We start from the raw sequence: 25333 nt of genomic DNA on the forward strand, positions 1-25333 counted from the left end.
TTACAAATTATTGAATAAATAATTAGCCATCTTCGTATACAAATGGTAACGGGTATTACCACCGTATATGCTATGATTCCGATCTTTATAAACATGCATATCGAACTGCTTACCCGCTTGAACCAAAGCCTCGGCATATTCCATTGTTTGCATAAAATGAACATTATCATCGGCGGTTCCATGAACCAGCAATAACTTGCCTTGTAAGTCTTTCACCCGGCGTAACGGGGAGGTAGCCGCATAGCCCTCGAAATTCTCTTGCGGGGTACGCATGAAACGCTCCGTATAAACGGAGTCATAATATTTCCAGTCCGTCGGAGGAGCCACGGCGATACCCACCTTAAACGTTCCGTTTCCGGTACTCAAGGCCATCAACGTGTTATAACCTCCGAAACTCCAACCCCAGATCGCGATACGATCCTTATCGATATAAGGTAACTTGCCCAACGCTTGCGCAGCCTCCACTTGGTCTCTGGATTCCAGCTCGCCCATTCTCAAATAAGTACATTTACGGAATGCCTCACCACGGGCACCGGTTCCACGACCATCCACACATACCACGATAATACCATTTGAGGCCAGATATTGCTCCCAATCGAAACCGTATTGATCCAATACTTGCTGGGAGTTAGGACCACTATATTGCGTCATCATCACCGGATATTTCTTCGACGGGTCAAAATCAGCGGGTTTTACGATCCAAGCGTTGAACTCATAATCCGAAGCCGTATGTACCTTCATAAATTCCTTCTTAGCAAAAACATATTCCTTCAGCTTACTCTTCAACGCGGCGTTATCTTGCAGAACACGTAGTTCCTTTTTGGTCTTCGTCTCATTCACCGTAATCTTCGCCGGGGTATTCGCATTGGAATAGGTATTCACGAAATAAGCGAAATTGTCACTAAAGACCGCCTTATTCATACCCTCTTCCGTAGAGAGTTTTGTCTTCACGCCTTTAGCGTCGATCTTATAGATAGAACGGCGGATCGGGCTTTCTTCGGCAGACTCGTAATAGAAAGTCTTCGTATTCTCATCCACGCCCAAGAACTTCGTGACATCCCAGTTCCCTTGAGTTACCTGACGTTGCATAACACCTGTCGGGGAATACAAATAAATATGGGAATAGCCATCTTGTTCACTCACATAGGTAAACCCATTGTTCAAGAACTGGATGGAAGTCAACCAATCAGAATCCACGTAGCATTTATTTTCCTCACGCAAGATCAAACGGAACACACCGCTCTTCGGATTTGCATAATACATATTGAATACATTCTGCTGGCGGTTCAATGTCATGATAGCCAACTGATCCGGATTCTGCGTGAAAGTAATGCGGGGAATATAGAAGTCGCCTTCTACCGGGACCTTCATCTCTTTCGTGTCTTTGGTGACTACGCTATAAGAATGTACGGAAACCTTTGAATTCTTCTGCCCGGCCTTCGGATATTTATATTCGTAATACCCCGGATAAAGTCCCTCACCATACATCTGCATAGAATATTCGGGCACCTCGGACTCGTCAAAACGGACAAAGGCCAGATACTCGCTATCGGGAGACCACGCCATTAGATTTGTCACCGCAAATTCTTCCTCATACACCCAATCCGTGATGCCATTCAATATCTTATTCAACTCACCGTCCTTGGTGACTTGTACCTCCGTGTCGAAATCAAACTTACGTATCCAAATATTATTATCCCGTACATAAGCGCACATACGACCATCCGGCGAGAAAGTCGGGATCATTTGCTTACCCTTGGCATCGGAAATAGGCTTCACATAATTACGACGCACGTCATAATCATAAACCACCGCCTTAGTAGAGCGACGATAAATAGACTCCGTATCCCTCCAAACCAAGATATGATGCCCGGTACTGCTGATTGTATATCCATCAAAATCCGTAAAGGTACATTCACGAGCTTTACGGGCATTAAACAATGTATCCACAGGATTTCCCGTACGATAGGAATATTTAATGATCATACTCTTATCGGCGTTCATGGCTGTGTAGTGTTCTCCATCCGGCAGGGATCGCATCTCTCCGATAGCCGTCACTTGACGAAATTTCCCATCGGTTATTTCTTTTAAGTCAACATGCTTGCTTCCGGTTTGTGCGGCCACACTTCCGAATACGGCCAACGAAAGCAATAAACTAAAACCTAATCGTTTCATTTATACTCTTTATTTCAGATTGAAACGCGAAGTTAGCATAAAAAAGTGATTCAAATTGCGAGAAATCGTATCTTTGTCTTATGAAAAAAACTAAACGATATTATGAATTTGGGGATTTTCTACGGGATCTATTCAAATTCAAGGTTCAGAAGATTTCCATAAACGCAGGCTTCACCTGCCCGAACCGAGACGGGTCTAAAGGATGGGGCGGTTGCACCTATTGTAATAACCAAACATTCAGTCCGGAATACTGTCATACGGAGAAAAGCGTTACCGAGCAATTAGAGGAAGGCGTACGTTTTTTTTCCCGCAAATATCCAGATATGCGGTATCTGGCCTACTTCCAAGCCTACACGAATACATACGACCGATTAGACTCTCTTATTCGCAAATATGAGGAAGCGCTTGCCTATCCCGGAGTGGAAGGATTGATTGTCGGCACTCGTCCGGACTGTATGCCGGAAGGTTTATTGGATTATTTCGCGGAGCTTTCCCAGCGAAAATTCGTCATGATTGAATATGGATTGGAAAGTACGCTTGATAAGACCTTAGTCCGCATAAACAGAGGGCATACCCATGAAGAATCGGAATCCGCTATCCGTCGTACGGCGGCAAAAGGTATTTACACCGGGGCACACCTGATACTCGGACTACCGGGAGAAAGTAGGGATGAAATATTACACCATGCGGATGTCTTATCACGCCTCCCGATCACGACACTTAAACTGCACCAATTGCAGCTAATCAAGAATACCCGCATGGCGAAAGAGTTCAAGGAAGATCCTTCTGATTTCCATTTATATACGGCTGATGAATATATCGAATTAGTGATTGACTTCATAGAACGACTGAACCCCTCTATCGTAGTAGAGAGGTTCGTATCACAATCCCCCAAAGAGCTACTGATCGCACCGGATTGGGGTTTAAAGAATTTCGAATTTACCGCTAAGGTAAATAAGCGGATCGAGGAAAGAGATACACGGCAAGGACGACTATTTCAAGTCTAAGGCGACATCACCATAAAAGGTAATAGCCTGTTTATTCACGGGTGTCACATTGATTGTTACCGAGCCATTCGGATAGACTTCCACCCGAAACATGTATACATCCTCTTTGGTCTTTACACGGAACTTGATTTCGTAACTGCCTTTCTTTTTAGAGGTTTGCTCCTTCTCTGTCGCCACTTCTTTAAACGTCAAGCCCTCTCCACCACCATAAGGAGCAGAGTAAGCACGTCCAAAGTAAGGAAGATAAGACAGGATAGAGTCACCATGTATTTCCAATGAGTAGGGGGAAGTAAGATTGACGGATTTCCCGGCCATCGGTACGGCACGATCCACATCGATCTTAATACGACCGCTATCCACGATCTCCCTCACTACTCTCTCTTTTTGCTCCTTCCGCTCTTGCTTACTTTGAGCAAAAAGGGATTGCCCCGCACAAAAAAGGACAATCCCTAAAAATCCAACTAACCTTGTTAATCTCATAACCTTAATAAACTAAACACACTATTAATCACTCTATATAGTAAAGACAATCCTTCGGGTGAATAGTTTAATCTAAAAAGGTCAAATTAAGGCTGTTTATATTTCATTATCATATTAACGCAAATTATCCAAGATATAATCCTGTACGGTAAAATCTTTCCGTACGATCGTATCACCGGGAACACGTTCGTCTGTCGTGATCGCTAAATTCTCATCGCCTAAGACTTGACGGCTCAAGAAGCTCATGATATCGTATTGGTTCCGGGACATAGGAAGCCCAGAGATCTCATGCCCCGCATTCTCTACCTTATAAAAATAATAGGAAGCTTGAAGATTTTCCAGACTTTTCGCTACAGCGGATGATCCCCATAAACCGCCGAGGTTCTCCATAGCGGCTTGTTCAAAAGGAACGGTTTTATCCGCATCGCCATGGAATAGCATAATCGGACAAGGCATCTTTTCCCAATGTGGAGGAAGCACACCAGAGACCGCGCCGGCATATGAGATCACACCGGCATAGTTGAAACCAGCCGGTAGCCTTTTCGCCAACTCATGTCCGTTACATAAATCATACTCTGCCTGCAATACCGTAATCGCCCCGGCACTCGAACCGCTCGCTACGATCCGCTCCACATCGATGTTCCAATCCGAGCTTTGGTTGATCACGAAACCGGTAGCATCATAAAAATCCTCTACCGCCGTATCGATCGCATGCTGCAAGGCTGCGATAAAGTCCATCGGAGAAGAGACTTTAGAAGGATCCAGATTCTTCAAGGTGGTACGATAATCCGTAGAAACGACCACAAATCCGTTTCGGGCGAGGAACTCGAAATAGGGAATATATCCTTTATCCGCCTTATCTCCCCCTTTAAACCCACCGCCAAAAGCAAAAATCATCACAGGCTTTTTTGAGGCGGGCGATATAGAAGGCAACTCATACTTGTCCAAGGACAATGTATCTGTCCCTTTTATAGAGAATACGAAATTCTCTTTTTGAACATCCACATTCGCCACAGGTTTAGGCTGCGTACAGGCGAACGAACAGACGATCCATAAAGCAAATAGCGAATACACCCAATTTCTGTTCATCTTATTTTCGTATTAGAGGTTATTTTGTTCCTTCCTTCAAACCATCCAAGAACTTATCCACTTTTTTGGCAGCGTCTTTCACGCCCGCTTTCATTTTCAATCCGGCGTATGTCGCTTGCAATTTAATGATCTCCGCTTTCTCATCAGCGTTTAACTCTTCCTCGAACTTGGCGTAAAGATCCGTGGATAGATCCGAGAATTTCAGATCCGCCTTCTTCCAGTCCTTATCGGTATAATCAGCGGCCTCCATTTCCACCTTATCTACAAAATCACTAAACTCCTTCACATATGAATCCTTTGATTGGCAGGCGCTCAAAGCGAACATAACCAATAACATGAATAGTACTTTCTTCATCTTTTAATTAAAAATTAATTCGTTATACAACACAAATATATGCAAAAAGGTTAAACCCTTGTATATGTCGTATAACTTTACGTAATTTGCTATCCTATTTTCTTAATCAGATTAATAAATTTATGGAGAAAAAACATCAGTACCGAGGATTAACCAAACAAGAAGTAGAAGAGAGCAGACGCCTTCACGGCGAGAATGTACTTACCCCGCCCGAGAAAGCTTCGTTATGGAGCCAATTCTTGGAGAAATTCGAAGATCCTATTATTCGTATATTATTAGTGGCATGGCTCTTGTCCATGATTATTGCCGGTGTACATTGCTGGGGGCCTGAGGCGAAAGGTTTTACGGCCTTCTTGGAGCCGATCGGCATTTTCTTCGCGATCATGCTTGCCAGTTGCGTGGGCTTTTTCTTCGAGGTGAAAGCGAACAAGGCATTCGATATCTTGAATACAGTCAATGATGATATTTTAGTGAAGGTAATCCGTGACGGGAATATCTGCCAAATACCGAAAAAAGAGGTCGTCGTAGGCGATATCGTTGTTTTGGAGACAGGTGAGGAAATTCCTGCGGATGGACATTTGCTTGAAGCCATCTCCCTACAGATCAACGAATCCACACTAACCGGTGAACCGATTATCAGCAAGACAACAAACGAGGCGGATTTCGATACGGAAGCGACTTATCCGTCCAATGTAGTCATGCGAGGAACGACGGTCGTGGACGGACATGGCGTAATGCAAGTAGAAAAGGTGGGTGACGCTACCGGATACGGTAAGGTCTACGAAGGCTCGCAAATCGAGAGCGATGTAGAGACTCCTTTACAAATACAGTTGAAAGGCTTGGCTAGCGTGATCAGTAAAGCCGGATACACGATCGCCGGAGTGACGTTCATCGCCTTGACCGTAAAATTCCTTTTATCAGATAGTTTCCCCGGGATGCCGGCGATGGACATCATCGCCCATATCCTCAACTACTTTATGGTAGCGGTTACGTTGATCGTGGTATCCGTTCCGGAAGGATTACCGATGAGTGTCACGTTAAGTTTGGCCCTCAGCATGAACCGTATGTTGAAGACGAATAATCTTGTCCGCAAAATGCACGCCTGTGAGACCATGGGAGCGACTACCGTAATTTGTACGGACAAGACCGGAACGTTGACGCAGAACCAAATGCAAGTCTACCAAACGAATTTCTACAACCTGAAAGACCAAAAGCTTGGGGAGGATGAATTAAGTAACCTGATCAAAGAAGGTATCTCCACGAACTCCACGGCATTCCTCGATTTCTCGGAAGAAAAGGTAAAAACCCTTGGAAACCCGACGGAGGCCGCCCTTTTACTCTGGTTGAACGGACAACACCAAAATTATCTGGAATTAAGAGAGAACGCTACGATCCTAGATCAATTGACCTTCTCTACGGAACGGAAATATATGGCTACAATCGTACAATCACCGTTACTCGGCAAGAAGGTACTTTACGTGAAAGGTGCTCCCGAAATCGTACTGGCCAACAGTAACCGGGTGGCGATAGACGGAACTTACAAACCGGTGGCGGAATGTAAAGCCGGCATCGAAAAACAATTATTGGATTACCAGAACCAAGCGATGCGTACGCTTGGCTTCGCTTACCAGATAATTGAGGATGGAATGGATGAGACCTTCTTCGTTGAGGGTCGTTTACATGATACGGATTTAACGTACCTAGGTATCGTCGCTATCTCCGATCCGGTACGTGCGGATGTGCCCCCCGCTGTTCAAAGTTGCTTGGACGCAGGTATCGACGTGAAGATCGTCACCGGAGATACACCGGGTACTGCTAAAGAAATCGGACGACAGATCGGTACGTGGAAAGCGAATGATACCGACCGGAACATTATCACGGGTCCCGCATTCGAGGCGCTTAGCGATCAAGAGGCCTTGGATCGTGTCTTAGACTTGAAGATCATGTGCCGTGCCCGTCCTACGGACAAACAGCGTTTGGTACAATTATTACAGCAGAAAGGCGCCGTGGTAGCGGTTACCGGCGACGGAACAAACGATGCCCCCGCCTTGAAAGCGGCACAAGTAGGCCTCTCTATGGGAGACGGTACTTCCGTTGCCAAGGAAGCCAGCGACATTACGATTATCGACAACTCGTTCAGTAGCATTACCCGTGCGGTGATGTGGGGACGTTCCTTGTACCGGAATATCCAGAAATTCTTGTTATTCCAATTGACCATCAATGTAGCCGCTTGTTTGATCGTGCTATTGGGTTCTTTATTAGGTACGGAATCTCCTTTGACTATCACGCAGATGTTATGGGTAAACTTGATCATGGATACATTCGCTGCCGGGGCGTTGGCCTCTCTCCCACCGAATGAGCGAGTGATGAAAGATAAACCTCGCCGGAGCGGTAAGGATGGAGATTTCATTATCACCCGCCCGATGGCCTATAATATTTTCGGCGTCGGATTCGCTTTTGTCGTAATCTTGATGGGCTTGTTGTTCTATTTCCATGCGCAAGACGGTTTAACGCCGCACGATTTATCGTGGTTCTTCAGCTTCTTCGTGATGCTACAGTTCTGGAATATGTTTAACGCAAAGGCATTTATGGAAGGACGTTCCGCTTTTGCCAATTTAAAGGATAGTAAAAGCTTCTTGCTGGTCGCTTTACTGATTTTGATTGGTCAATACTTAATCGTCACTTTTGGAGGCGAGATGTTCAGCGTAATACCTTTGCCCTTGGAAGATTGGGCGATCATTATCGGATCTTCCTCTCTGGTTTTATGGATCGGTGAGTTATTCCGGTTATTCAAAAGATAAATATATATTGTCCAACTTATAGGGACGGGGCGTGCCCCGTCCCTACAACCGGAAATAGTGTACCCGTATGATATATTAAAACCAACCTAGCTATAAATAGCTATTTCCTTATCCCGCTTCGTGTCTTAACTTCACACCTCAAATTATTTAAATCATGAAACATCTATTAGAATTAGCGAAAAGAAACCAAGATAGAGCTTGGGAAGTGATCCGGCAAACCGACATTATAAATATATGGAAATCCGTCGGGGCGGAAATAAACCTAGTAGGCTCCTTGAATATGGGACTACTCATGAAACATAAGGATATCGACTTTCATATTTACACTTCTCCTTTCCGTATATCCGACAGCTTCCTAGCGATGGCCCGACTAGCGGAGAACCCGCTCATTAAACGGATCGAATACGGAAATTCGCTCGATACGGAAGAACAATGCGTAGAGTGGCACGCATGGTTCCAAGACCCGGATAACGAACTCTGGCAAATTGATATGATCCATATCGTAAAAGGTTCCCGTTATGACGGTTATTTCGAGAAAATGGCCGAACGTATAACCGCCGTACTGACTGACGAGACCCGGCAGGCCATCTTAAAACTGAAATATGAGACACCGGATACAGCGAAAATCATGGGCGTGGAATATTACCAAGCAGTCATTCAAGACGGCGTGCGTACGTATGCGGAATTAGAGGACTGGAAAAAACAACATCCAGTCACAGGCGTTATCGAATGGATTCCATAAGAACTTTATTGACCAAACCGTGAAGAATCGATCTCTTTCTTATTCTTCCGGTTCATCTTGCCCAATGTATACTTTAAGGTGAGCGATACAGAACGAGTATCCGAATAGATCGTCATATCACTCTTCTGGCTGGGATAATCAATATGCGTTTTCGCACGTAAGCCCTTTAATAAGTCCTCACCTCGTAGCATTACGCTTAATTTTTTCGGTATCGGGTTCCAGACAAGCCCTGCCGATACATTATAAATACCATCCACATCATAGATACCTTGTATCGAAGGCGCACTATAGCGAGCGTTAACTTCTAACGATAAGTTCTTTTTCCTTGATAAAGTAAACGTATTGAACAACATCAACTGCCCGAACAACTTTTTCCGATCAAACGAAATATCGATAAACACTCCCTCATCTTGAATCAAGAAGCCCGATGCCACGAACCGTGAGCTAACCACCCCACCGATCCGAAACGGGATAACTGCCATCGCCCCGAAAGTATTATGCTTATCGAAATTAACCGATTGGTAATAGGCTCTCAACGCTTTCGTATCTTGATAATACAATTGGCGAATATAATTCACATGATGATTGGCGAATAGTCCAAAAACATATTTCTTTTTCAAGATATAATTAGCCCTAGCCATATAAATACGTTCCGGTTCCAAATAAGGATTTCCCCGTACCTGACTATACACATTCAAATAAGAAACATTCGAGCTCATGGCCCAATACGCCGGATACTTCTTATCGCTGGAGAAATTGACTTGAAGCATATTCGATGGATCGATCGTATAACTCAAGTTCAATTGTGGATAGAGATTTACCCCAGACCATAAGGTCCATTTCCGGCCCGCCGAATCAATCACCGCCTTATTATACTCCGCCGAAAGAGAAGCGCTCAACACCAGTTTCTTGCCAAAACGCTTAGAGAAACCGGCATACAATCCCGCCGTATACTCTTTTTCTTTTTGGGCAAACGTAGCTGACAGATCCTCCTGTTTATCTTGGTAGGTAAAGGAGCTATTATCCGTAAAGGATAACTGCACATTCGTGCCCGCGTTAATTTTCCATCCTTTTCCAAATACCCGTTCGTAGTTAACGAATACATTCGCCAAATGGATATTTTGCCGGGAGGTAGCCTCCACCTCTTGTTTCGTATCGGGATAATCCGAGATCATATATTGATCCCTGCGATCCTTATAATAGGTATAATCCACCCCTGCGTTCAAGTTCTTGGAATGTGCATAATTCAACCGTACATTTTGAAGATTCTTCGGGCCCGATAACTTATTATTACTTTCCGCATTCTCAATACCCACAAATAGAGTGTTCGAATATCGTTTAGAATTAGAATCCGTTATCTTGGCATAATAAGAAATATCCACCTCACGCCCCTTATCCATAAACCAACTGGCACTTGCCCCAATCGTATGGTTCATGGAACGACCTACCGCCATATTTTCTTGCAGGATCTCATAAGGACGATCCTTCACGATGGGATAGGCGTTCATATCCTCGGTTGAACGGGAATGGTTATAATTAGCGGAATAAGATAGATCCAGACTATATTTCTTTTTGGAGTAAGATAAATTCACTAACCCGGTTGGCGAGAAGTAGAAAGCTTGCTTTCCGGTCAAAGAGATATCGGCACTTAAATCCTCATTCACTTTCTTCTCCATAATGATATTTATACTACCTCCTTTTACGCCATATTTTGGAGGAGAGCTATACAAAAGCTCTATACTCTTTACTTTGCTGGCCGAGGTAGATTTCAGAAGCTCTACAATCTGGGACAATGACATTGAGCTTCTACGTCCGTTAATAATAATGTTCGTAGTAGGGACGCCGATGATACTAACGTTGTCCCCTTCTTTCACCAATCCGGGAATCTCTCCTAAAATATCAAATGCAGTATTCACCGGTTTGGCCATGATCAAGTTAGGCACGTCGAAAGATAAGGCATCGTCCGTAACCGTAACCAAAGGACGCTCGGAAGTAACGTAGACATCCGGCAATTTTACCGTAATACTATCTTTCACCAAGATAACAGAATCCTTAGTCTGTGCATTTACAGCGACAAGAACATTCAGAAGCAACAAGAAAGGAACAATGGCAGTCTTCATAATATCAAGATTATGTTTATAATCCGCCAAATTAAAAAGAAAAAAGGAGATAAGCAACGAAACTATCGAATATTTACGAATAAATCGTATGTACACTAAAAATAAAGTAATTGCACCACACCTGCTTATACTATTAACCCGTTGGCGGAATTAAGTAACCGTGCTAAATCTTATAAAGATAAAAATCAGATCAAACCGAATGTGCCTTTAGTCTGATAATATTCATTCGACCTTATCCAAGGTAAAAGTAAAGATTAAAGTAGAACCTCCGGGGATACCTCGATCATCTCTATATCCATAACCTAGCGAAGCCGGGATAATAGCCTCCACAGTCTCATCCAGATGGATATTCAATAAGATACCACTTAAGCCCGGGATAATATTGTTCATAGGATAATAAGATTCCTCCAACTTGTTTTGAAAGACCTGTCCATCTATAAACTTCCCTTCCAGACCTAGCAAATAGACCACGGAAGTCATCGTAGGTGTCGTTGTCCACTCATTTTCTTTCTGAATGATCCGATATAAGGCGGTATCACCCCCTAGAACAACTTGCTTATATTTCAACTCACCATTCTCGTCTTTCTCCGCTTTCTTTTCCCAGATGTATTCCTTGTTTTTGTTGATATAAGCCAATTGCTCTTCCGAGAATTGAAGCTCATCATCCCCACAAGAAGTAAATCCCATCATCATGATCACTAAAAGTGACCATACATACATTGAAAGTGCTTTCATTCCGATTTCTATATAAAATTAAATTATGATTATTCTTGATTTCCGAGGCGCGAATATACAAATCCATTTTGTTATATCAACTAACTTTCCGTTCTTTGCATAAATTATAGTAGTAACCAACTAATACAACATGAAACTAAATAAATTAATAGCGATCGCCACGATCAGCCTTCTGTCGGGAGGTATAAGCATGGCACAAAAAGCGTTGAATCTTAAGGATATCGTTGCCGGTAACGTCATACAAACGAAAGGCATCGGAAGCATGACTTGGCTAAAAGACGGTGAACGTTATAGCTGCTTGGAAAATAATAAGCAAACCGGAGGCACGGATATCGTCGCCTATCGAGCGAAAGATAACTCCCGTGAAGTCATTATCCCCTCATCCCTATTGACGGACAAATCTACCGGAAAGCCTATTCCCGTACGTAGTATCTTTTGGAGTGCGGATAATGAGAAAGTCTTGATTTATAACAATACCCAACGGGTATGGCGTTATGATACGCGGGGTGACTATTGGGTATTAAGCCTAAAGGACGGCACTTTACGTCAATTGGGAAAAGGAATGCCGGAATCCTCCATGATGTTCGCTAAATTCTCTCCGGATGGCACACGTGTAGCCTACGTTTCCAACAATAATATATATGTAGAAGATATAGACTCCGGGAAAATCACGCAGCTAACAAAAGACGGAAGCGATACGATTGTCAACGGAACCTTCGATTGGGTATATGAGGAGGAGTTCAGTTGCCGGGATGGTTTCCGCTGGAGCCCGGACGGAAAGCATATCGCCTATTGGCAAAGCGATACGAAAGGAACGGGAGTGTTTGACATTATTAATAATGTAGACTCCATCTACGCAAAGGTAATCCATTTCCCATACCCCAAGGCAGGAACCACCAATTCAGCCGTAAAAGTAGGCTACGTTTCCTCTACCGGCGGAAACACCACTTGGATCGCCATACCCGGAGATCCCCGGAACAACTACCTGCCCCGTATGGAATTCATCCCCGAAAGCGACGAGTTGTTCATACAGCAACTAAACCGCCCGCAGAATACAAATAAGGTATGGATTGCCAAGATATCCGATAACTCGCTGAATAATATCTTCACCGATACGGATGCCGCATGGTTGGACTCGAATGATAACATACAATGGTTAAAGGACAACCGCTATTTCACATGGGAAAGCGAGCGTAGTGGCTGGCGGCATTTATACCGGATAAGCCGTGACGGAAAAGAGATACAACCCATCACCAAAGGTGATTTTGATTATATCTCACCGGTCGGGACCGATCTACAAAAGGGCTGGGTCTATTTCATCGCCTCCCCGGACAATTTCACCCAACGCTACTTGTACCGGGCTAAAGCATTCGGCAATGGAGAAGTGGAGCGTGTAAGCCCCATGGAACAATCCGGACAGCACCGCTACAACATGTCACCCACCGGCAAATGGGCCATACATACGTATAGTAACGCCTCTACCCCATCCGTTATCGACATGGTTTCTTTCCCGAAACATCAATCCGCACGCATGCTTGAGGATAATGCTCAAGCCAAGGACCAATACGCTGCCTTAGGATTAAACCCGAAAGAATTTATCAAGGTCAAGTCCGGCAATCTAACCTTGGACGCATGGATGATAAAACCTGTCGATTTCGACGCATCCAAGAAATACCCGGTTATCATAGAGGTATACGGCGAGCCGGCGAGCGCCACCGTACAAGATGTATGGGGTAACGGAGATTTATGGCAACAATATATGGCGAACCAAGGCTATATCGTGGTGAGTATAGAGAACCGGGGCGCGAATACTCCTCGTGGGCGTGAATGGCGTAAATGTATTTACGGGGAAGTGGGCACTTTCTCCTCCGAGGATCAAAGCAGAGGTATTTTAGATATGGCCCGTCAATATCCGTTTATCGATGCCAGCCGGATCGGCATTACCGGATGGAGCGGCGGCGGCAGTCAAACCTTGAACTGCATGTTCCGTTATCCGAAAGTATTCCATACCGGTATAGCGATCGCTTTTGTCGCTGACCAGCGCCTATACGACACGATCTACCAAGAACGTTACATGAATACTCCGCAGAACAATCCGGAAGGCTACCGCAAAGGTTCCCCGATTACCTATGCCGAGGGACTGGAAGGTAATCTGCTGCTTATCCACGGTACGGGAGATGACAACGTGCATTACCAGAATTGCGAGATGCTGGTGAACAAGTTGATCAAGAACGGAAAGATGTTTACGCAAATCAGTTACCCGATGCGTAGCCATAGCATCAACGAAAGGGAAGGAACGACTCTTCACCTACGTAAGACAATGGCTAAATACTGGCTGGAGCATCTTCCGGCCGGTGGTAAATAGTTAATCCACGATTCGATGAAACAATTTTTATTGCGATTAGTGATCTTGGCAGGAATCAGTTTCCTGCCAACGGTATCCAACGCCCAATTAAGGGAAAAGGCCGAAGAACTATTGTCTACGACATTAGGCAATGAGCCGAAGGAGCCAGTTACCTCGACCGATACGTTTTCGCTCGACGAGCAGCACCGGAAGGATTCCATCAAAATGCAGGAGCTAGCCCTCCAGCTGCAAGAGATGAAACTAAACGAGATTTTGCTCAAAGACGAGCTGGAAAGCACGAAGAACAGCAATGCTACCGCCGACTCCCTAAAAATGGCCGAGCAACGAAACCGTATCGATTCCCTTCGGGCACTGACTCCCGGCGTACCTGTAGTCGTGGAGGGGGATACCTTATTTCACCTATACGCCAAGCGCGGAGGCCGCACCCCGGTTGACCGGGCTGAGGACATCCTCAATATCATGGTAAAGATCGGGACCTCGCATTCCTTGAAGAAGGATTCCATCTATATCTATGACAGCGAATACGTAACGGATATCATGTACGGAGATAAGGTTATCCTAAGTATCACCGACCAAGATGCCCTATGGCAAAATCTCAGTCGTATAGCCCTCGCAGAACAATATCAACCGATTATCCAAAACAAGATACAAGAGTTAAGGGAGCAACATAGTATCTTGCAGATAGCGAAACGGGTATTATTGTTCATCCTCGTAATTATCATCCAATATTTCCTGTTTAAGCTGACCAACTATCTGTTTAAGAAACTACGCAGGAAAATTATCTGGTTAAAGCAGAACCGACTCAGATCTATTACCATCCGGGATTATGAATTTCTCAACACACATCGCCAAGGACGTGTATTGATGTTTTTCACCAACGTAATACGATGGATCGTGTTACTAATCCAGTTAACCATCAGTGTACCGATCCTTTTCGCTATCTTCCCGCAAACAGAAGATCTAGCCTTGAAGATATTCTCCTATTTGTTGGAGCCGGTAAAGATGATCTTTAAATCGGTAGCCTCCTATATTCCGAACTTGTTTATCATCTTGGTGATCTATTACTGTATCAAATACATCGTAAAAGGAATCCAATACATAGCCAACGAGATAGAGAGCGAGAACCTGAAAATATCAGGTTTTTACCCGGATTGGGCGCAACCGACGTTTAATATCATCCGTTTCCTGCTATACGCCTTTATGATCGCCATGATCTATCCTTATCTGCCGGGATCGGACTCGGGGGTATTTCAAGGCATATCCGTATTTGTCGGTTTGATCATATCGTTGGGTTCCAGTACGGTGATCGGAAATATCATCGCCGGGCTGGTCATTACTTATATGAGGCCCTTTAAATTGGGTGACCGTATCCAACTAAACGAGACGACTGGCAACGTTATCGAGAAGACTCCGTTTGTCACCCGTTTACGTACCCCTAAGAATGAGGTAGTGACCATCCCGAACTCCTTTATCATGTCCTCCCATACAACAAATTATAGCGTATCCGCACGGCAATACGGATTAATCATCCACAGCACGGTTACGATCGGCTACGACGTACCTTGGCGGCAAGTTCATCAATTATTGATCAATGCCGCCCGCCAAACCACCGGGGTATTGCCAGAGCCGAAGCCTTTCGTATTGGAGACCGAACTAAGCGATTACTATCCCTGTTATCAAATCAACGCTTATATAAAGGACGCCGATAAACTCGGGGATATCTATTCCGACCTGCATCAAAACATACAGGACGTATTCAATGAGGCTGGCGTAGAGATCATGTCACCGCACTATTTCGCCGGACGAGACGGAAGCGCTTCCACGATCCCGGCCTCTCCCTATCTGGATGACAGGGTAGAGCCTTCAAAGAAATAAATATTTCACGGTAAATAGTTAAAAATGATCCCTCACGAAACAAATCGTGGGGGATTTTATGTTATATGTCCAAACGTCACTAATAAAATAAATAATGGTAATGAAAAAGTATTTTATCGCAGTAGCGGCTATGGCATTTTTGGCCGCATGTAGCGGGAAACAAGCCCAAAAGGATGTACCCGTAGAAGTAGAGGAAGAAGAATTCGCCATAATGTCGGCGGCTCCGGACGCTCCGTCTCTGCCACTGATCCATTCTGTTAAGGCGACTCAACCGGCAAAACCCGTAAATATGAGAGATTCCTTGAAGGCTGATCCTAAAAAGGGACCGGTTATCCAAAAAAAGTATAAGGGAACCCTGACTTCTCCGGATAGCGTGAATGTAGATTATGACTTAACCTTGTATTATCAACAAGATAACGCAGACGAGGAAGGCGTATTCGAGTTGGATGCTCTTTATACCGTACCGGAAGCAGTAGCCTCAAGTACCGGAGCGGCGAAGAAAGCTCCTCAGAAAGCCATTACAACCGGTAAACAAAAAGTAAAGCACGGAACTCCCGATGACGCTAGCGCGGTAATCTACGAGTTGATTCCCAATGATGGCGAACCCGTCATCTATTTCCTAGTAGAAGGGGATAACTTGACCTTGATGAACGACGCGTTGCAAAAAGCGGCGGCAGATCTTAACTACACACTAAAACTTGTTCAGTAATATAGGCAGCACATCTTTGTATATATAGATCACCCCGATAGTCTTACCGGATCGCCGGAAGCTATCGGGGTTTAGTTTCTATTTAAACCATCCTTAACAGATCGATTATCTGATACCTAACTTGGCTTTGATCGCTTTAGGCAGGGCATCTTTATGAACCACGATATTCATGGTCTTATAACGGACAAACGCCTTGGAAGCATACCAAATACCGTTATACTTGCTGTTGGTTCCCCAAGAGTTCTTTACCATATAATACTCGTTCCCCTCTTGATCCTTGGCAATACCGTAGATCTGCATACCATGGTCGTCTGTCGTCTCGTAATTATCGTAAGCCAACTGACGCTCTGCTTGGGTACACCATTTCTGAGGTTGCGGTTTTGTGTTCAGCTTCTTTTCCTCCGGTTTCAATTTCAACCAATGAGCCATATCGGAACCGCTCAACTCCTGTACCTTCTCATCATCAGGCATAACGGCCACTCCGTCACGAGTAAAACCAGATTCGCTCACATCGGAACCCCAAGCGATCGTATAACCCGTATTAATCGCATTATCAAAGACCTCCATAAACTCATCCAGCGGCAAGTTATACGACATACCGTGACGCCAGTTATCCTGAATCTCTAGCGGGAACTGGGTATAGAACGGATGATGCGTATAAGAAGTCAATGAGACATAATCCGAAGCCTTCAAACCTGTAGACTCGAAGAAAGATTTCGGTGTATATTCCTTCCCTTTATACGTGAATTTCTCAGGAGGAACCCCCAAGTAGATCTGATGTACCGCAGCGACCGCCTTCTTCCATAACATGGCGTTATTCTCATCAGACTGCAATTTGCGTAACTTTCCCTTGGCGATAGCGGCCACCATAGCGTCGGTCAAGGCGGAAAGCTCGGTATGGTTACTCAACGTATCGGCATACATCACGCCCGGGCGCATCTCCTCTTCCGGAACCAAGCCGAATGTTTCCATTCCATAAAGCGCATCATAGAAAGATCCACCTTGCGAGAACGAAACATCCCCATGCGTACGCACAGCAGCGTCGGCACGATCCAGATAGGTGTTATATACCGTAAACATCTCGGATAAGTCATACTCGCCCTTTCCCATACGAAGCAACTCCGACTCCAAGAAAGAGTACGAGGAGTAGCACCAGCACGTACCCGCACGATTTTGGTTCTTAACAGATGTAATGGGGTTCTCTTTCACGGTCGTGAACACGAATCCCTCCTCACTCTCCTTCTTCTCCGTGTCTTGCGCTTGGATCGTAGCGGACATAGTCAGAGCGAATAGCATGCTTGAAACTAGAATTGTCTTTTTCATGTAATTTTATATATTTATATTAGTATTAAGTCCGTATCGACCGCAAATGTAAGTTTTTTATCCGTAGCTAACTCTACAAAGTCGTACGTATTTGAGATATTTTATCTAAGTTTGCCTCCTCAGGAAACATAATATATAACTAATTATCTGCAAAATGAGAATATCTATTATCGGTTCGGGTAATATCGGTGGAGCGATCGCCCGAGGTTTAGCGAAAGGAACCATGTTCAAAGCCTCTGATATCACTTGTACCGCCCAATCGGATGAGACCTTGGAGAAGATGAGAAAGATCGATCCGGACTTTATCTTGACCCATGATAACGTGGAAGCGGCACGAAACGCTGATATCATTATAATCGCCGTTAAACCTTGGCGTGTAGAAATGATTATAGATGAGATTAAGTCGGTGCTCGACTTCGAGAAACAAATCATCGTATCCGTAGCGGCTGGCGTGACTTTCGACCTGTTAAATACTTATTTGACCAAGAACACGGACTTCGATTGTCTGGCTACTCCCACGATCTTCCGGATCATGCCCAACACGGCTATCGAGGTGATGAGCAGCATGACTTTCGTTTCCGCCCGCAACGCCTCCAAGGAGCAAACGGATCTAATCATCCATATCTTCAACGAGCTTGGCAACGCCATGTTGGTAGAAGAACGGTTGATGGGCGCAGGAACAGCATTGGCTTCCAGCGGCATCGCTTTCGCCTTGCGTTATATCCGTGCGGCGATAGAAGGCGGCGTGGAATTGGGTTTCTATCCGAAACAAGCGCAAGAGATCGTGGTGCATACCGTGAAAGGCGCCGTTGATTTATTGCTCGAGAACAAAAGTAACCCGGAGATGGAAATCGATAAGGTAACGACTCCGGGCGGAATCACGATCAAGGGTCTAAATGAGATGGAACTTTCCGGTTTTACCTCTTCCGTGATCCGGGGACTGAAGGCCAGTAAATAAAAATAGGCAGACAAAGTAGTTTGCCAGCACCAATACGCCCCGAAATATGCTGACAAACTACTTTACCTGCCCTCGGCGGGTTTATGTTCTTTCCGCCTAGCCATTTCCATCTCCAACATCCGGAGTTCCCGGCTGGTCTGCCCCGCGACAGAAGTATTCTCTTCCGCACGCCGGATCAAATACGGCAGTACATCCCTTACCGAGGCGTACGGTACGTATTTGGTTACGTTATATCCCGCATGGGCTAAATTGAAGGAAATATTATCGCTCATTCCCAATAGCTGCGCAAAGAAAACACGGGAGTCATCGCGGGCGATCCCCTTCTCGTCCATCAATTTCGCCAACTTATAATTACTCTCCTCATTATGCGTTCCCATAAACATCTCAAAACGATCTAAATGATCCATGGTGAAACGAACCGCCGCATCATAATTCTCGTCCGTGGCCTGCTTATCCTTACAAATCGGATCGGGATAATCCAACGCCGCCGCACGGGCACGCTCCGCTTCCATATAAGCCCCGCGCACGAATTTCACGCCCGCAATATAACCTTTCGCCACGGCGTCATCGTAGATACGACGCAGATAAGGCATCCGGTCATGACGATACATTTGCAAGGTGGCGAATACGATCGCACGTTTCTTGTTGAACTTACGCATCGCCTCATCGGTCAACGCATCAATGGCATCTTGGAAACAATAATCCTCCGCATCCACTAAAATACGTACGTCGTTATCGTAAGCCCGTTGGCAAAGCGCCATAAAACGCTCGCGGAACTCGCGGAAATGCCGGACATCGTCTATCGTAAGCTCTTCCCGTTTCTCGGAAGCTTTGGCCAGTAACTCATCGGTCGTGATCGTGGATGGTTTGAATACGGCATAGGCCAGATTCGTATTTCCTTTCGCAAAATCTATCGAGCGCAAGGTTTCCTCGAAAGTCGCTTGTATGCCCTCCGGGGTCTGCTCGCTCTCCGCCGAATAATCGAGCGTCGATTTCACGTTGTATTTCATCAAGTGGTTGATGGCAGCGGAGCAGTCCTGCAAGGTCTCCCCCCCTACGAACTGTTTATATAAGGTAGGCTTCACCGCCCAAGCCAGCGGGAAATGTATTTTCAAGGCTATACTCGTGGCTACTTTAGCGCATTTTACCAACCAAGGATATTTTATCGTATTAAAAAGCCAATAAGCATTTTGTAGTTCTCCCCGCGACTTCGACGAGAAAGCGATCTCGGTATTATTAAAGTCTAACATATCGTATATAGATAAAGGTAACGTCATGGCGTAGAGACGGGGCGTGCCCCGTCTCCCCCCATAATCAGTTGGTTTTCTTAATTATGACAATTATTTCTCACCTAAGAACGGATACCCGTAGCTCGTCGGAGGAACCAAGCATTCCTTGATACAACGAGGATTCGTCCAGCGAATCAAGTTCAACGAGCCACCGGCCTTGTCATTCGTTCCGGACGCACGGGAACCGCCGAACGGTTGCTGGGCGATCACGGCGCCGGTCGGTTTATCATTGATATAGAAATTACCGGCCGAATAGCGCAAGGTATTGAATGCCTTATCAATCGCATAGCGATCACGGGCGAAAATAGAACCCGTCAATCCGTACGGAGAAGTACGATCACAAAGTTCCAAAGTCTCCTCATATTTAGCGTCGTCATATACGTAGATCGTAATCACCGGCCCGAAGATTTCCTCTACCATGCTCTTGAACATCGGGTCCGTGGTCTGGATAACCGTTGGCTCCACGAAATAACCAACAGATTTGTCCCCGTTACCACCAAAAAGAACCTCTGCGTCCGGAGACTGTTTTGCGTAATCGATATAACTCATGATGTTATCGAACGAAGCCTCATCGATCACGGCATTGACAAAGTTCGTGAAATCCTGCACGTCACCCATCTTGATCTCTTTCAGCATATCGCCCACATAATCTTTCACCTCTTTCCAGAGAGAAGCCGGGATATAGGCCCGAGAACCCGCTGAGCACTTCTGCCCTTGATACTCGAACGCACCGCGTACGATAGCGGTAGCCACATCCAACGCCGGAGCGGAAGGATGAGCGAAGATAAAGTTCTTGCCACCTGTCTCGCCTACGATTTTTGGATAAGATTTATAATGCCCCAAGTTCTCTCCGATCTGACGCCACAAAGTATTGAACGTAGAGGTAGAGCCCGTAAAATGGAACCCCGCCAAATCACGGCTGCCCGTAATCACCTTACCGATCACGCTACCCTGTCCCGGGATGAAATTCACTACGCCATCGGGCAAGCCGGCCTCTTGGAAAACCTTCATCAAGAAATAGTTCGAATGGATCGCCGTAGTAGACGGTTTCCATACCGCCACGTTACCCATCATAGCCGGAGCCATATTCAAGTTGGAAGCGATCGACGTAAAGTTAAACGGCGTGAGCGAGAACACGAAACCTTCCAAGGCTCGGTATTCCATACGATTCAATATACCCGTCTCGGAATAGGGTTGATCGGCATATACTTGACTAGCGTAGAAGGTACTGAAACGCAAGAAATCGATCAATTCGCAGGGAGCGTCGATCTCCGCTTGGAACGGATTCTTGCTCTGTCCCAACATAACCGAAGCGTTCAGGATATAACGATATTTCGTAGCCAACAACTCAGCTACACGAAGCATAATAGACGCACGTTCCACCCATGGAAGTTCTGACCATTCCTTATGCGCTTTCATGGCGGCGTCGATAGCCATTTGTACTTCTTTCTCGCCCGCCTTATGATAAGTAGCCAATACATGATGATGATCATGAGGCATAACGACCTTACCGGTATTACCCGTACGGATCTCTTTTCCGCCAATTACCAGAGGAATATCCCATTCCTCGGAACTTATCTGCGCTAACGCTTTCTTTAAGGATGCTTTTTCACTTGATCCGGGAGCATACGCTTTTACCGGCTCATTAATGGGTTTAGGAAATCTAAAAATAGCATTATCCATAATACTTCAGATTTTTTAAATGGTTATTCAATGAAACTTTCTGCTGTAAACGTAGCAAATTTATTTTAAAACAGTGGCGTATAAACGTTAATATATATCAACCAAAGATAAGCTCATTTCACGGTCTATACAATGATCTAAAAGACCTCTCCCGAAAACAATCCGCGAAAGTTGTTTGTTACATTAACATATTAATCATCTTAAAGGAATAAAATTATGGCAATTAAAAGAGTTTGGATTGAGGAGGATTGCATCGCTTGCGGTACATGCGAGGGCATTTGCCCGGAAGTATTCACTGTTACAGATCGTTCACGTGTAAACGAAGGAGTTAATTTCGATGATTTCGAGGCGGGTATTAAAGAGGCTGCCGAAAGCTGTCCGGTCGAGGTCATCAAATACGAATAGACAAAAACACATTAACCCTTACTTTTCCTTCCTAGATAAAATCTCAGAATCATTGCGCGATCTATAATAACACGTTACCTTTGCGGAGGTAAGGTTAATAACATTAACCTCTTACGGGAATAGAAAGAATCAAAATAAGAAATAAGAAGTAAAATGAGAAAATTAGTATTACTGAGTTTTGTTATTGTCGCCTCTTTGCTATTTTGCGGGGCGCAATCATTAGATAAGATGCAATGGTTCAACGAGCCGGAGCAATGGGAGATTAAAGATAAGTCGCTTTCCATGCAGGTCACTCCCCAAAGCGACTATTGGAGGATTTCCCATTACGGGTTTACGGTAGATGACGCTCCTTTTTATTATGCTACTTATGGGGGTGAATTCGAAGTGAAAGTCAAGATAACCGGTGATTACAAGCAACGTTTCGATCAAGCCGGCCTAATGCTTCGTATCAATCATGAAAATTATATAAAAGCTGGCATAGAATTCGTGGATGGTAAATATAACCTAAGTGCGGTCGTTACGCATAAGACCTCCGATTGGAGCGTTATCACCTTAGACAAAGCGATCCCCTATGTATGGATAAAAGCCGTCCGGAGATTGGACGCCGTGGAGATCTTCTACTCATTCGATGATAAGGAATACACCCTTATGCGTAACGCTTGGCTACAAGACAATATCCCCGTACAAGTCGGGGTTATGGCCGCTTGTCCCGACGGGAAAGGATTTAATGTGACATTCGAGTATTTCAAGGTAAAACACCTCCCGGATCAGCGCCGGTTAGAATGGCTAAAGAAAAATGCTGAATAAGTATTAGATGCTTATCTTTCAGACGCAGATGACACGGATTTGCTATTCTTATCCGTATTATCTGCGTCATTTGTATTAAAAACAAGCCATACCTGTTAATTAGAAAAGAAAACAAGGGCTTTCACCTTCTTTTTGCTTTTTATTCCTATCTTTGGAGCGACATAATACAATAACTTCAGCAAAATGAACGAACAGATACAACAAATCGCGGAGCGTCTGGCCGGATTACGGGATGCACTGGAGATTACGCCGGAAGAAATGGCAAAGGTCTGCAACCTCACGACTGAGCAATATTTGCTGCTGGAAAGCGGCACGGTTGATATTTCCGTTAGCGTATTGCACCAGATCTCACAGGCTTATGGCGTAGAATTAACCACGTTGATGTTTGGCGACGAGCCTAAAATGAGTACGTACTTTATTACTCGTAACGGAAAAGGTGTTGCCGTAGAGCGTACGAAAGCCTATAAGTACCAATCATTGGCCGCCGGTTTCGTCGGACGTAAAGCGGACCCCTTCTTGGTAACCGTACATCCCAAACCAGAGGATGAGCCGATGTATCTCAATTCCCATCCGGGGCAAGAATACAATATGGTATTAAAAGGACGTCTGTTACTGCAGATCAACAATAAAGATCTTATCTTAGAAGAAGGTGATAGTATTTATTTTAACTCAGAGCTTCCTCACGGTATGAAAGCGCTGGATGGGGAAAAGGTCAGTTTCTTGGCCGTCATTTTATAAACGATCAACAGCATGTTAGAAAGATTTATAGATAAAACGACGTTTGAGTCGCAAGAGGATTTTATTAAAAACTTCAAGATCAAGGTTCCGGAGAACTTCAACTTCGGATATGATGTGGTAGACGCTTGGGCTGAGGAAGAACCGGATAAGAAAGCGTTATGTTGGACAAACGATCATGGAGAGCATATTGATTTTACGTTTGCCGACTTGAAACGGTATACGGACCAGACGGCTTCTTATTTCCAATCCTTGGGGATCGGACATGGCGATATGGTGATGCTGATACTCAAACGCCGTTATGAGTTCTGGTTCTCTATCATCGCATTGCATAAATTAGGGGCTGTCGTGATACCGGCTACACACTTACTGACCAAGAAAGATATCGTTTATCGTGCAAATGCCGCCGATATCAAGATGATCGTTTGCGCCGGAGAGGAAGTGATAACGAAACATATCATAGAGGCTTTGCCGGACTCACCGACCGTAAAAAGAGTCGTATCCGTAGGGCCGGAAATACCGGAAGGTTTCGAGGATTTCCAACAGGGTATCCAAAACGCCGCTCCTTTCGTCCGCCCGTCTCACCCGAATAGCAATGACGATATCTCTTTGATGTATTTCACCTCCGGTACGACCGGAAACCCCAAGATGGTGGCCCACGACTTTACGTATCCGCTGGGGCATATCGTGACTGGCAGTTTCTGGCACAACTTGCATAAGGACAGCCTTCACCTGACGATCGCAGATACGGGCTGGGGCAAGGCGGTTTGGGGTAAGCTATATGGGCAATGGATCGCCGGAGCGACCGTATTTGTTTACGACCACGAGAAATTCACGCCTGCGGATATGTTGCAGATGATACAAGATTACCGGATCACCTCGCTTTGCGCTCCTCCTACGATCTTCCGTTTCTTGATCCGGGAGGATATGACTAAATACGATTTATCATCCCTTCAATATTGCACGATCGCCGGCGAGGCCTTGAACCCCGCCGTGTTCGACACGTTCTATAAGTTGACCGGCATTAAATTGATGGAAGGTTTCGGACAGACAGAGACTACGCTGACTGTCGCCACTTTCCCGTGGATGGAGCCGAAACCAGGCTCTATGGGTGTTCCCAACCCACAGTATAAGGTCGATTTATTGCGTCCGGACGGAAGCCGTGCGGAGGATGGCGAGCAAGGACAGATCGTGATCCACACAACAAATGGTAAGCCTATCGGGTTATTCAAGGAATACTACCGGGACGCGGAACGTACCCGGGAAGCTTGGCACGATGGCCTGTATTACACGGGAGACGTGGCTTGGCGTGACGAGGATGGTTACTTATGGTTCGTTGGCCGTGCGGATGACGTGATCAAGAGTTCCGGCTATCGTATCGGGCCGTTCGAGGTGGAAAGTGCCTTGATGACTCACCCGGCGGTAGTGGAATGTGCTATCACCGGTGTCCCCGACGAGATCCGCGGACAGGTAGTAAAGGCCACGATCGTATTGGCGAAGGATTATAAGGATAAAGCGGGTGATGCCTTGATCAAAGAATTGCAAAATCACGTGAAACGTGTCACCGCTCCTTACAAATATCCCCGTGTTGTCGAATTCGTGGACGAACTGCCGAAAACAATCAGCGGAAAGATCCGACGGGTAGAGATCCGGGATAAAGATAATAAATAATAAATCATA

At 45.2% G+C, this 25333-nt stretch carries 20 protein-coding genes; 11 read left to right on the forward strand and 9 right to left on the reverse strand.

Features of this window, described 5'->3' with window-relative positions:
• Entirely contained in the window at nt 1-2175 is a 2175-nt protein-coding gene (locus ACESPU_RS10075) for a S9 family peptidase (RefSeq protein ID WP_009275624.1), read from the reverse strand.
• Nucleotides 2176-2255: 80 nt separating this feature from the next.
• On the opposite strand from ACESPU_RS10075, the gene ACESPU_RS10080 reads away from it, so the two are divergent.
• On the forward strand, nt 2256-3182 hold the full coding sequence (locus tag ACESPU_RS10080) for a TIGR01212 family radical SAM protein (protein ID WP_009275623.1): 927 nt from the start codon (nt 2256-2258) through the stop codon (nt 3180-3182).
• Here ACESPU_RS10080 and ACESPU_RS10085 read toward each other — a convergent pair.
• From ACESPU_RS10085 to ACESPU_RS10095, 3 genes are all read right to left on the reverse strand, one after another.
• Nucleotides 3168-3662 (reverse strand): DUF4251 domain-containing protein, encoded by a 495-nt coding sequence (locus ACESPU_RS10085; RefSeq protein ID WP_373133340.1) that lies wholly within the window; start codon nt 3660-3662, stop codon nt 3168-3170. The genes ACESPU_RS10080 and ACESPU_RS10085 overlap by 15 nt on opposite strands.
• Nucleotides 3663-3776: 114 nt before the next feature.
• The gene (locus ACESPU_RS10090) at nt 3777-4751 is read right to left on the reverse strand and encodes an alpha/beta hydrolase family protein (RefSeq protein ID WP_373133341.1); all 975 of its coding nucleotides are present in this window, start codon (nt 4749-4751) and stop codon (nt 3777-3779) included.
• 19 nt (nt 4752-4770) lie between these two features.
• Nucleotides 4771-5106, reverse strand: coding sequence for a DUF6565 domain-containing protein (locus tag ACESPU_RS10095; RefSeq protein WP_008773659.1), 336 nt, complete (start codon nt 5104-5106; stop codon nt 4771-4773).
• Between the two features lie 122 nt (nt 5107-5228).
• Between ACESPU_RS10095 and ACESPU_RS10100 the strand changes: the two genes are divergently transcribed.
• Nucleotides 5229-7907, forward strand: a complete 2679-nt coding sequence (locus ACESPU_RS10100) for a calcium-translocating P-type ATPase, PMCA-type (protein WP_195473691.1) — start codon at nt 5229-5231, stop codon at nt 7905-7907.
• 154 nt (nt 7908-8061) lie between these two features.
• On the forward strand, nt 8062-8649 hold the full coding sequence (locus ACESPU_RS10105; RefSeq protein WP_009275619.1) for a hypothetical protein: 588 nt from the start codon (nt 8062-8064) through the stop codon (nt 8647-8649).
• 5 nt (nt 8650-8654) lie between these two features.
• Here ACESPU_RS10105 and ACESPU_RS10110 read toward each other — a convergent pair whose 3' ends face one another.
• Entirely contained in the window at nt 8655-10769 is a 2115-nt protein-coding gene (locus ACESPU_RS10110; protein WP_373133342.1) for an outer membrane beta-barrel protein, read from the reverse strand.
• Nucleotides 10770-10991: 222 nt separating this feature from the next.
• On the reverse strand, nt 10992-11504 hold the full coding sequence (locus ACESPU_RS10115) for an FKBP-type peptidyl-prolyl cis-trans isomerase (protein ID WP_373133343.1): 513 nt from the start codon (nt 11502-11504) through the stop codon (nt 10992-10994).
• A gap of 130 nt (nt 11505-11634) precedes the next feature.
• On the opposite strand from ACESPU_RS10115, the gene ACESPU_RS10120 reads away from it, so the two are divergent.
• The 3 genes from ACESPU_RS10120 to ACESPU_RS10130 all read left to right on the forward strand — a co-directional run bounded on the left by ACESPU_RS10120 (nt 11635) and on the right by ACESPU_RS10130 (nt 16453).
• Nucleotides 11635-13869, forward strand: coding sequence for a S9 family peptidase (locus tag ACESPU_RS10120; RefSeq protein WP_373133344.1), 2235 nt, complete (start codon nt 11635-11637; stop codon nt 13867-13869).
• A 15-nt stretch (nt 13870-13884) separates the two neighbouring features.
• Nucleotides 13885-15744: a mechanosensitive ion channel family protein gene (locus ACESPU_RS10125; protein ID WP_158532235.1), complete on the forward strand. Its 1860-nt coding sequence runs from the start codon at nt 13885-13887 to the stop codon at nt 15742-15744.
• A 100-nt stretch (nt 15745-15844) separates the two neighbouring features.
• A complete protein-coding gene (locus tag ACESPU_RS10130) occupies nt 15845-16453 on the forward strand; it encodes a copper resistance protein NlpE (protein WP_122370128.1) in 609 nt (202 codons plus the stop codon).
• A gap of 105 nt (nt 16454-16558) precedes the next feature.
• On the opposite strand, the gene ACESPU_RS10135 is transcribed toward ACESPU_RS10130, so the two are convergent.
• A complete protein-coding gene (locus ACESPU_RS10135) occupies nt 16559-17776 on the reverse strand; it encodes an aminopeptidase C (RefSeq protein ID WP_122370126.1) in 1218 nt (405 codons plus the stop codon).
• Between the two features lie 154 nt (nt 17777-17930).
• Here ACESPU_RS10135 and proC point away from each other — a divergent pair, with 154 nt between their 5' ends.
• Entirely contained in the window at nt 17931-18734 is an 804-nt protein-coding gene (gene proC, locus ACESPU_RS10140) for a pyrroline-5-carboxylate reductase (protein ID WP_005854240.1), read from the forward strand.
• A gap of 62 nt (nt 18735-18796) precedes the next feature.
• Here proC and ACESPU_RS10145 read toward each other — a convergent pair whose 3' ends face one another.
• Nucleotides 18797-19984, reverse strand: a complete 1188-nt coding sequence (locus ACESPU_RS10145) for a proline dehydrogenase family protein (protein ID WP_048927531.1) — start codon at nt 19982-19984, stop codon at nt 18797-18799.
• Between the two features lie 90 nt (nt 19985-20074).
• Nucleotides 20075-21706, reverse strand: a complete 1632-nt coding sequence (pruA, locus tag ACESPU_RS10150; protein WP_122380131.1) for an L-glutamate gamma-semialdehyde dehydrogenase — start codon at nt 21704-21706, stop codon at nt 20075-20077.
• A 216-nt stretch (nt 21707-21922) separates the two neighbouring features.
• Between pruA and ACESPU_RS10155 the strand changes: the two genes are divergently transcribed.
• The 4 genes from ACESPU_RS10155 to ACESPU_RS10170 all read left to right on the forward strand — a co-directional run bounded on the left by ACESPU_RS10155 (nt 21923) and on the right by ACESPU_RS10170 (nt 25324).
• Nucleotides 21923-22111, forward strand: a complete 189-nt coding sequence (locus ACESPU_RS10155) for a ferredoxin (RefSeq protein ID WP_005854237.1) — start codon at nt 21923-21925, stop codon at nt 22109-22111.
• A 153-nt stretch (nt 22112-22264) separates the two neighbouring features.
• Nucleotides 22265-22918: a DUF1349 domain-containing protein gene (locus tag ACESPU_RS10160; RefSeq protein WP_158532234.1), complete on the forward strand. Its 654-nt coding sequence runs from the start codon at nt 22265-22267 to the stop codon at nt 22916-22918.
• A 183-nt stretch (nt 22919-23101) separates the two neighbouring features.
• On the forward strand, nt 23102-23656 hold the full coding sequence (locus tag ACESPU_RS10165; RefSeq protein ID WP_005854235.1) for a helix-turn-helix domain-containing protein: 555 nt from the start codon (nt 23102-23104) through the stop codon (nt 23654-23656).
• Nucleotides 23657-23668: 12 nt separating this feature from the next.
• Nucleotides 23669-25324 (forward strand): AMP-binding protein, encoded by a 1656-nt coding sequence (locus ACESPU_RS10170; protein WP_057328203.1) that lies wholly within the window; start codon nt 23669-23671, stop codon nt 25322-25324.
• Nucleotides 25325-25333: the final 9 nt, after the last annotated feature.

The organism is Parabacteroides sp. 20_3 (assembly GCF_964238835.1).
Classification (GTDB): Bacteria; Bacteroidota; Bacteroidia; order Bacteroidales; family Tannerellaceae; genus Parabacteroides; species Parabacteroides distasonis.

Excerpts from the sequence above, each read along its gene's own strand:
- ACESPU_RS10075 (WP_009275624.1), bottom strand. The coding sequence starts at position 2,175 with ATGAAACGATTAGGTTTTAGTTTATTGCTTTCGTTGGCCGTATTCGGA.
- ACESPU_RS10080 (WP_009275623.1), top strand. The coding sequence starts at position 2,256 with ATGAAAAAAACTAAACGATATTATGAATTTGGGGATTTTCTACGGGAT.
- ACESPU_RS10085 (WP_373133340.1), bottom strand. The coding sequence starts at position 3,662 with ATGAGATTAACAAGGTTAGTTGGATTTTTAGGGATTGTCCTTTTTTGT.
- ACESPU_RS10090 (WP_373133341.1), bottom strand. The coding sequence starts at position 4,751 with ATGAACAGAAATTGGGTGTATTCGCTATTTGCTTTATGGATCGTCTGT.
- ACESPU_RS10095 (WP_008773659.1), bottom strand. The coding sequence starts at position 5,106 with ATGAAGAAAGTACTATTCATGTTATTGGTTATGTTCGCTTTGAGCGCC.
- ACESPU_RS10100 (WP_195473691.1), top strand. The coding sequence starts at position 5,229 with ATGGAGAAAAAACATCAGTACCGAGGATTAACCAAACAAGAAGTAGAA.
- ACESPU_RS10105 (WP_009275619.1), top strand. The coding sequence starts at position 8,062 with ATGAAACATCTATTAGAATTAGCGAAAAGAAACCAAGATAGAGCTTGG.
- ACESPU_RS10110 (WP_373133342.1), bottom strand. The coding sequence starts at position 10,769 with ATGAAGACTGCCATTGTTCCTTTCTTGTTGCTTCTGAATGTTCTTGTC.
- ACESPU_RS10115 (WP_373133343.1), bottom strand. The coding sequence starts at position 11,504 with ATGAAAGCACTTTCAATGTATGTATGGTCACTTTTAGTGATCATGATG.
- ACESPU_RS10120 (WP_373133344.1), top strand. The coding sequence starts at position 11,635 with ATGAAACTAAATAAATTAATAGCGATCGCCACGATCAGCCTTCTGTCG.
- ACESPU_RS10125 (WP_158532235.1), top strand. The coding sequence starts at position 13,885 with ATGAAACAATTTTTATTGCGATTAGTGATCTTGGCAGGAATCAGTTTC.
- ACESPU_RS10130 (WP_122370128.1), top strand. The coding sequence starts at position 15,845 with ATGAAAAAGTATTTTATCGCAGTAGCGGCTATGGCATTTTTGGCCGCA.
- ACESPU_RS10135 (WP_122370126.1), bottom strand. The coding sequence starts at position 17,776 with ATGAAAAAGACAATTCTAGTTTCAAGCATGCTATTCGCTCTGACTATG.
- proC (WP_005854240.1), top strand. The coding sequence starts at position 17,931 with ATGAGAATATCTATTATCGGTTCGGGTAATATCGGTGGAGCGATCGCC.
- ACESPU_RS10145 (WP_048927531.1), bottom strand. The coding sequence starts at position 19,984 with ATGTTAGACTTTAATAATACCGAGATCGCTTTCTCGTCGAAGTCGCGG.
- pruA (WP_122380131.1), bottom strand. The coding sequence starts at position 21,706 with ATGGATAATGCTATTTTTAGATTTCCTAAACCCATTAATGAGCCGGTA.
- ACESPU_RS10155 (WP_005854237.1), top strand. The coding sequence starts at position 21,923 with ATGGCAATTAAAAGAGTTTGGATTGAGGAGGATTGCATCGCTTGCGGT.
- ACESPU_RS10160 (WP_158532234.1), top strand. The coding sequence starts at position 22,265 with ATGAGAAAATTAGTATTACTGAGTTTTGTTATTGTCGCCTCTTTGCTA.
- ACESPU_RS10165 (WP_005854235.1), top strand. The coding sequence starts at position 23,102 with ATGAACGAACAGATACAACAAATCGCGGAGCGTCTGGCCGGATTACGG.
- ACESPU_RS10170 (WP_057328203.1), top strand. The coding sequence starts at position 23,669 with ATGTTAGAAAGATTTATAGATAAAACGACGTTTGAGTCGCAAGAGGAT.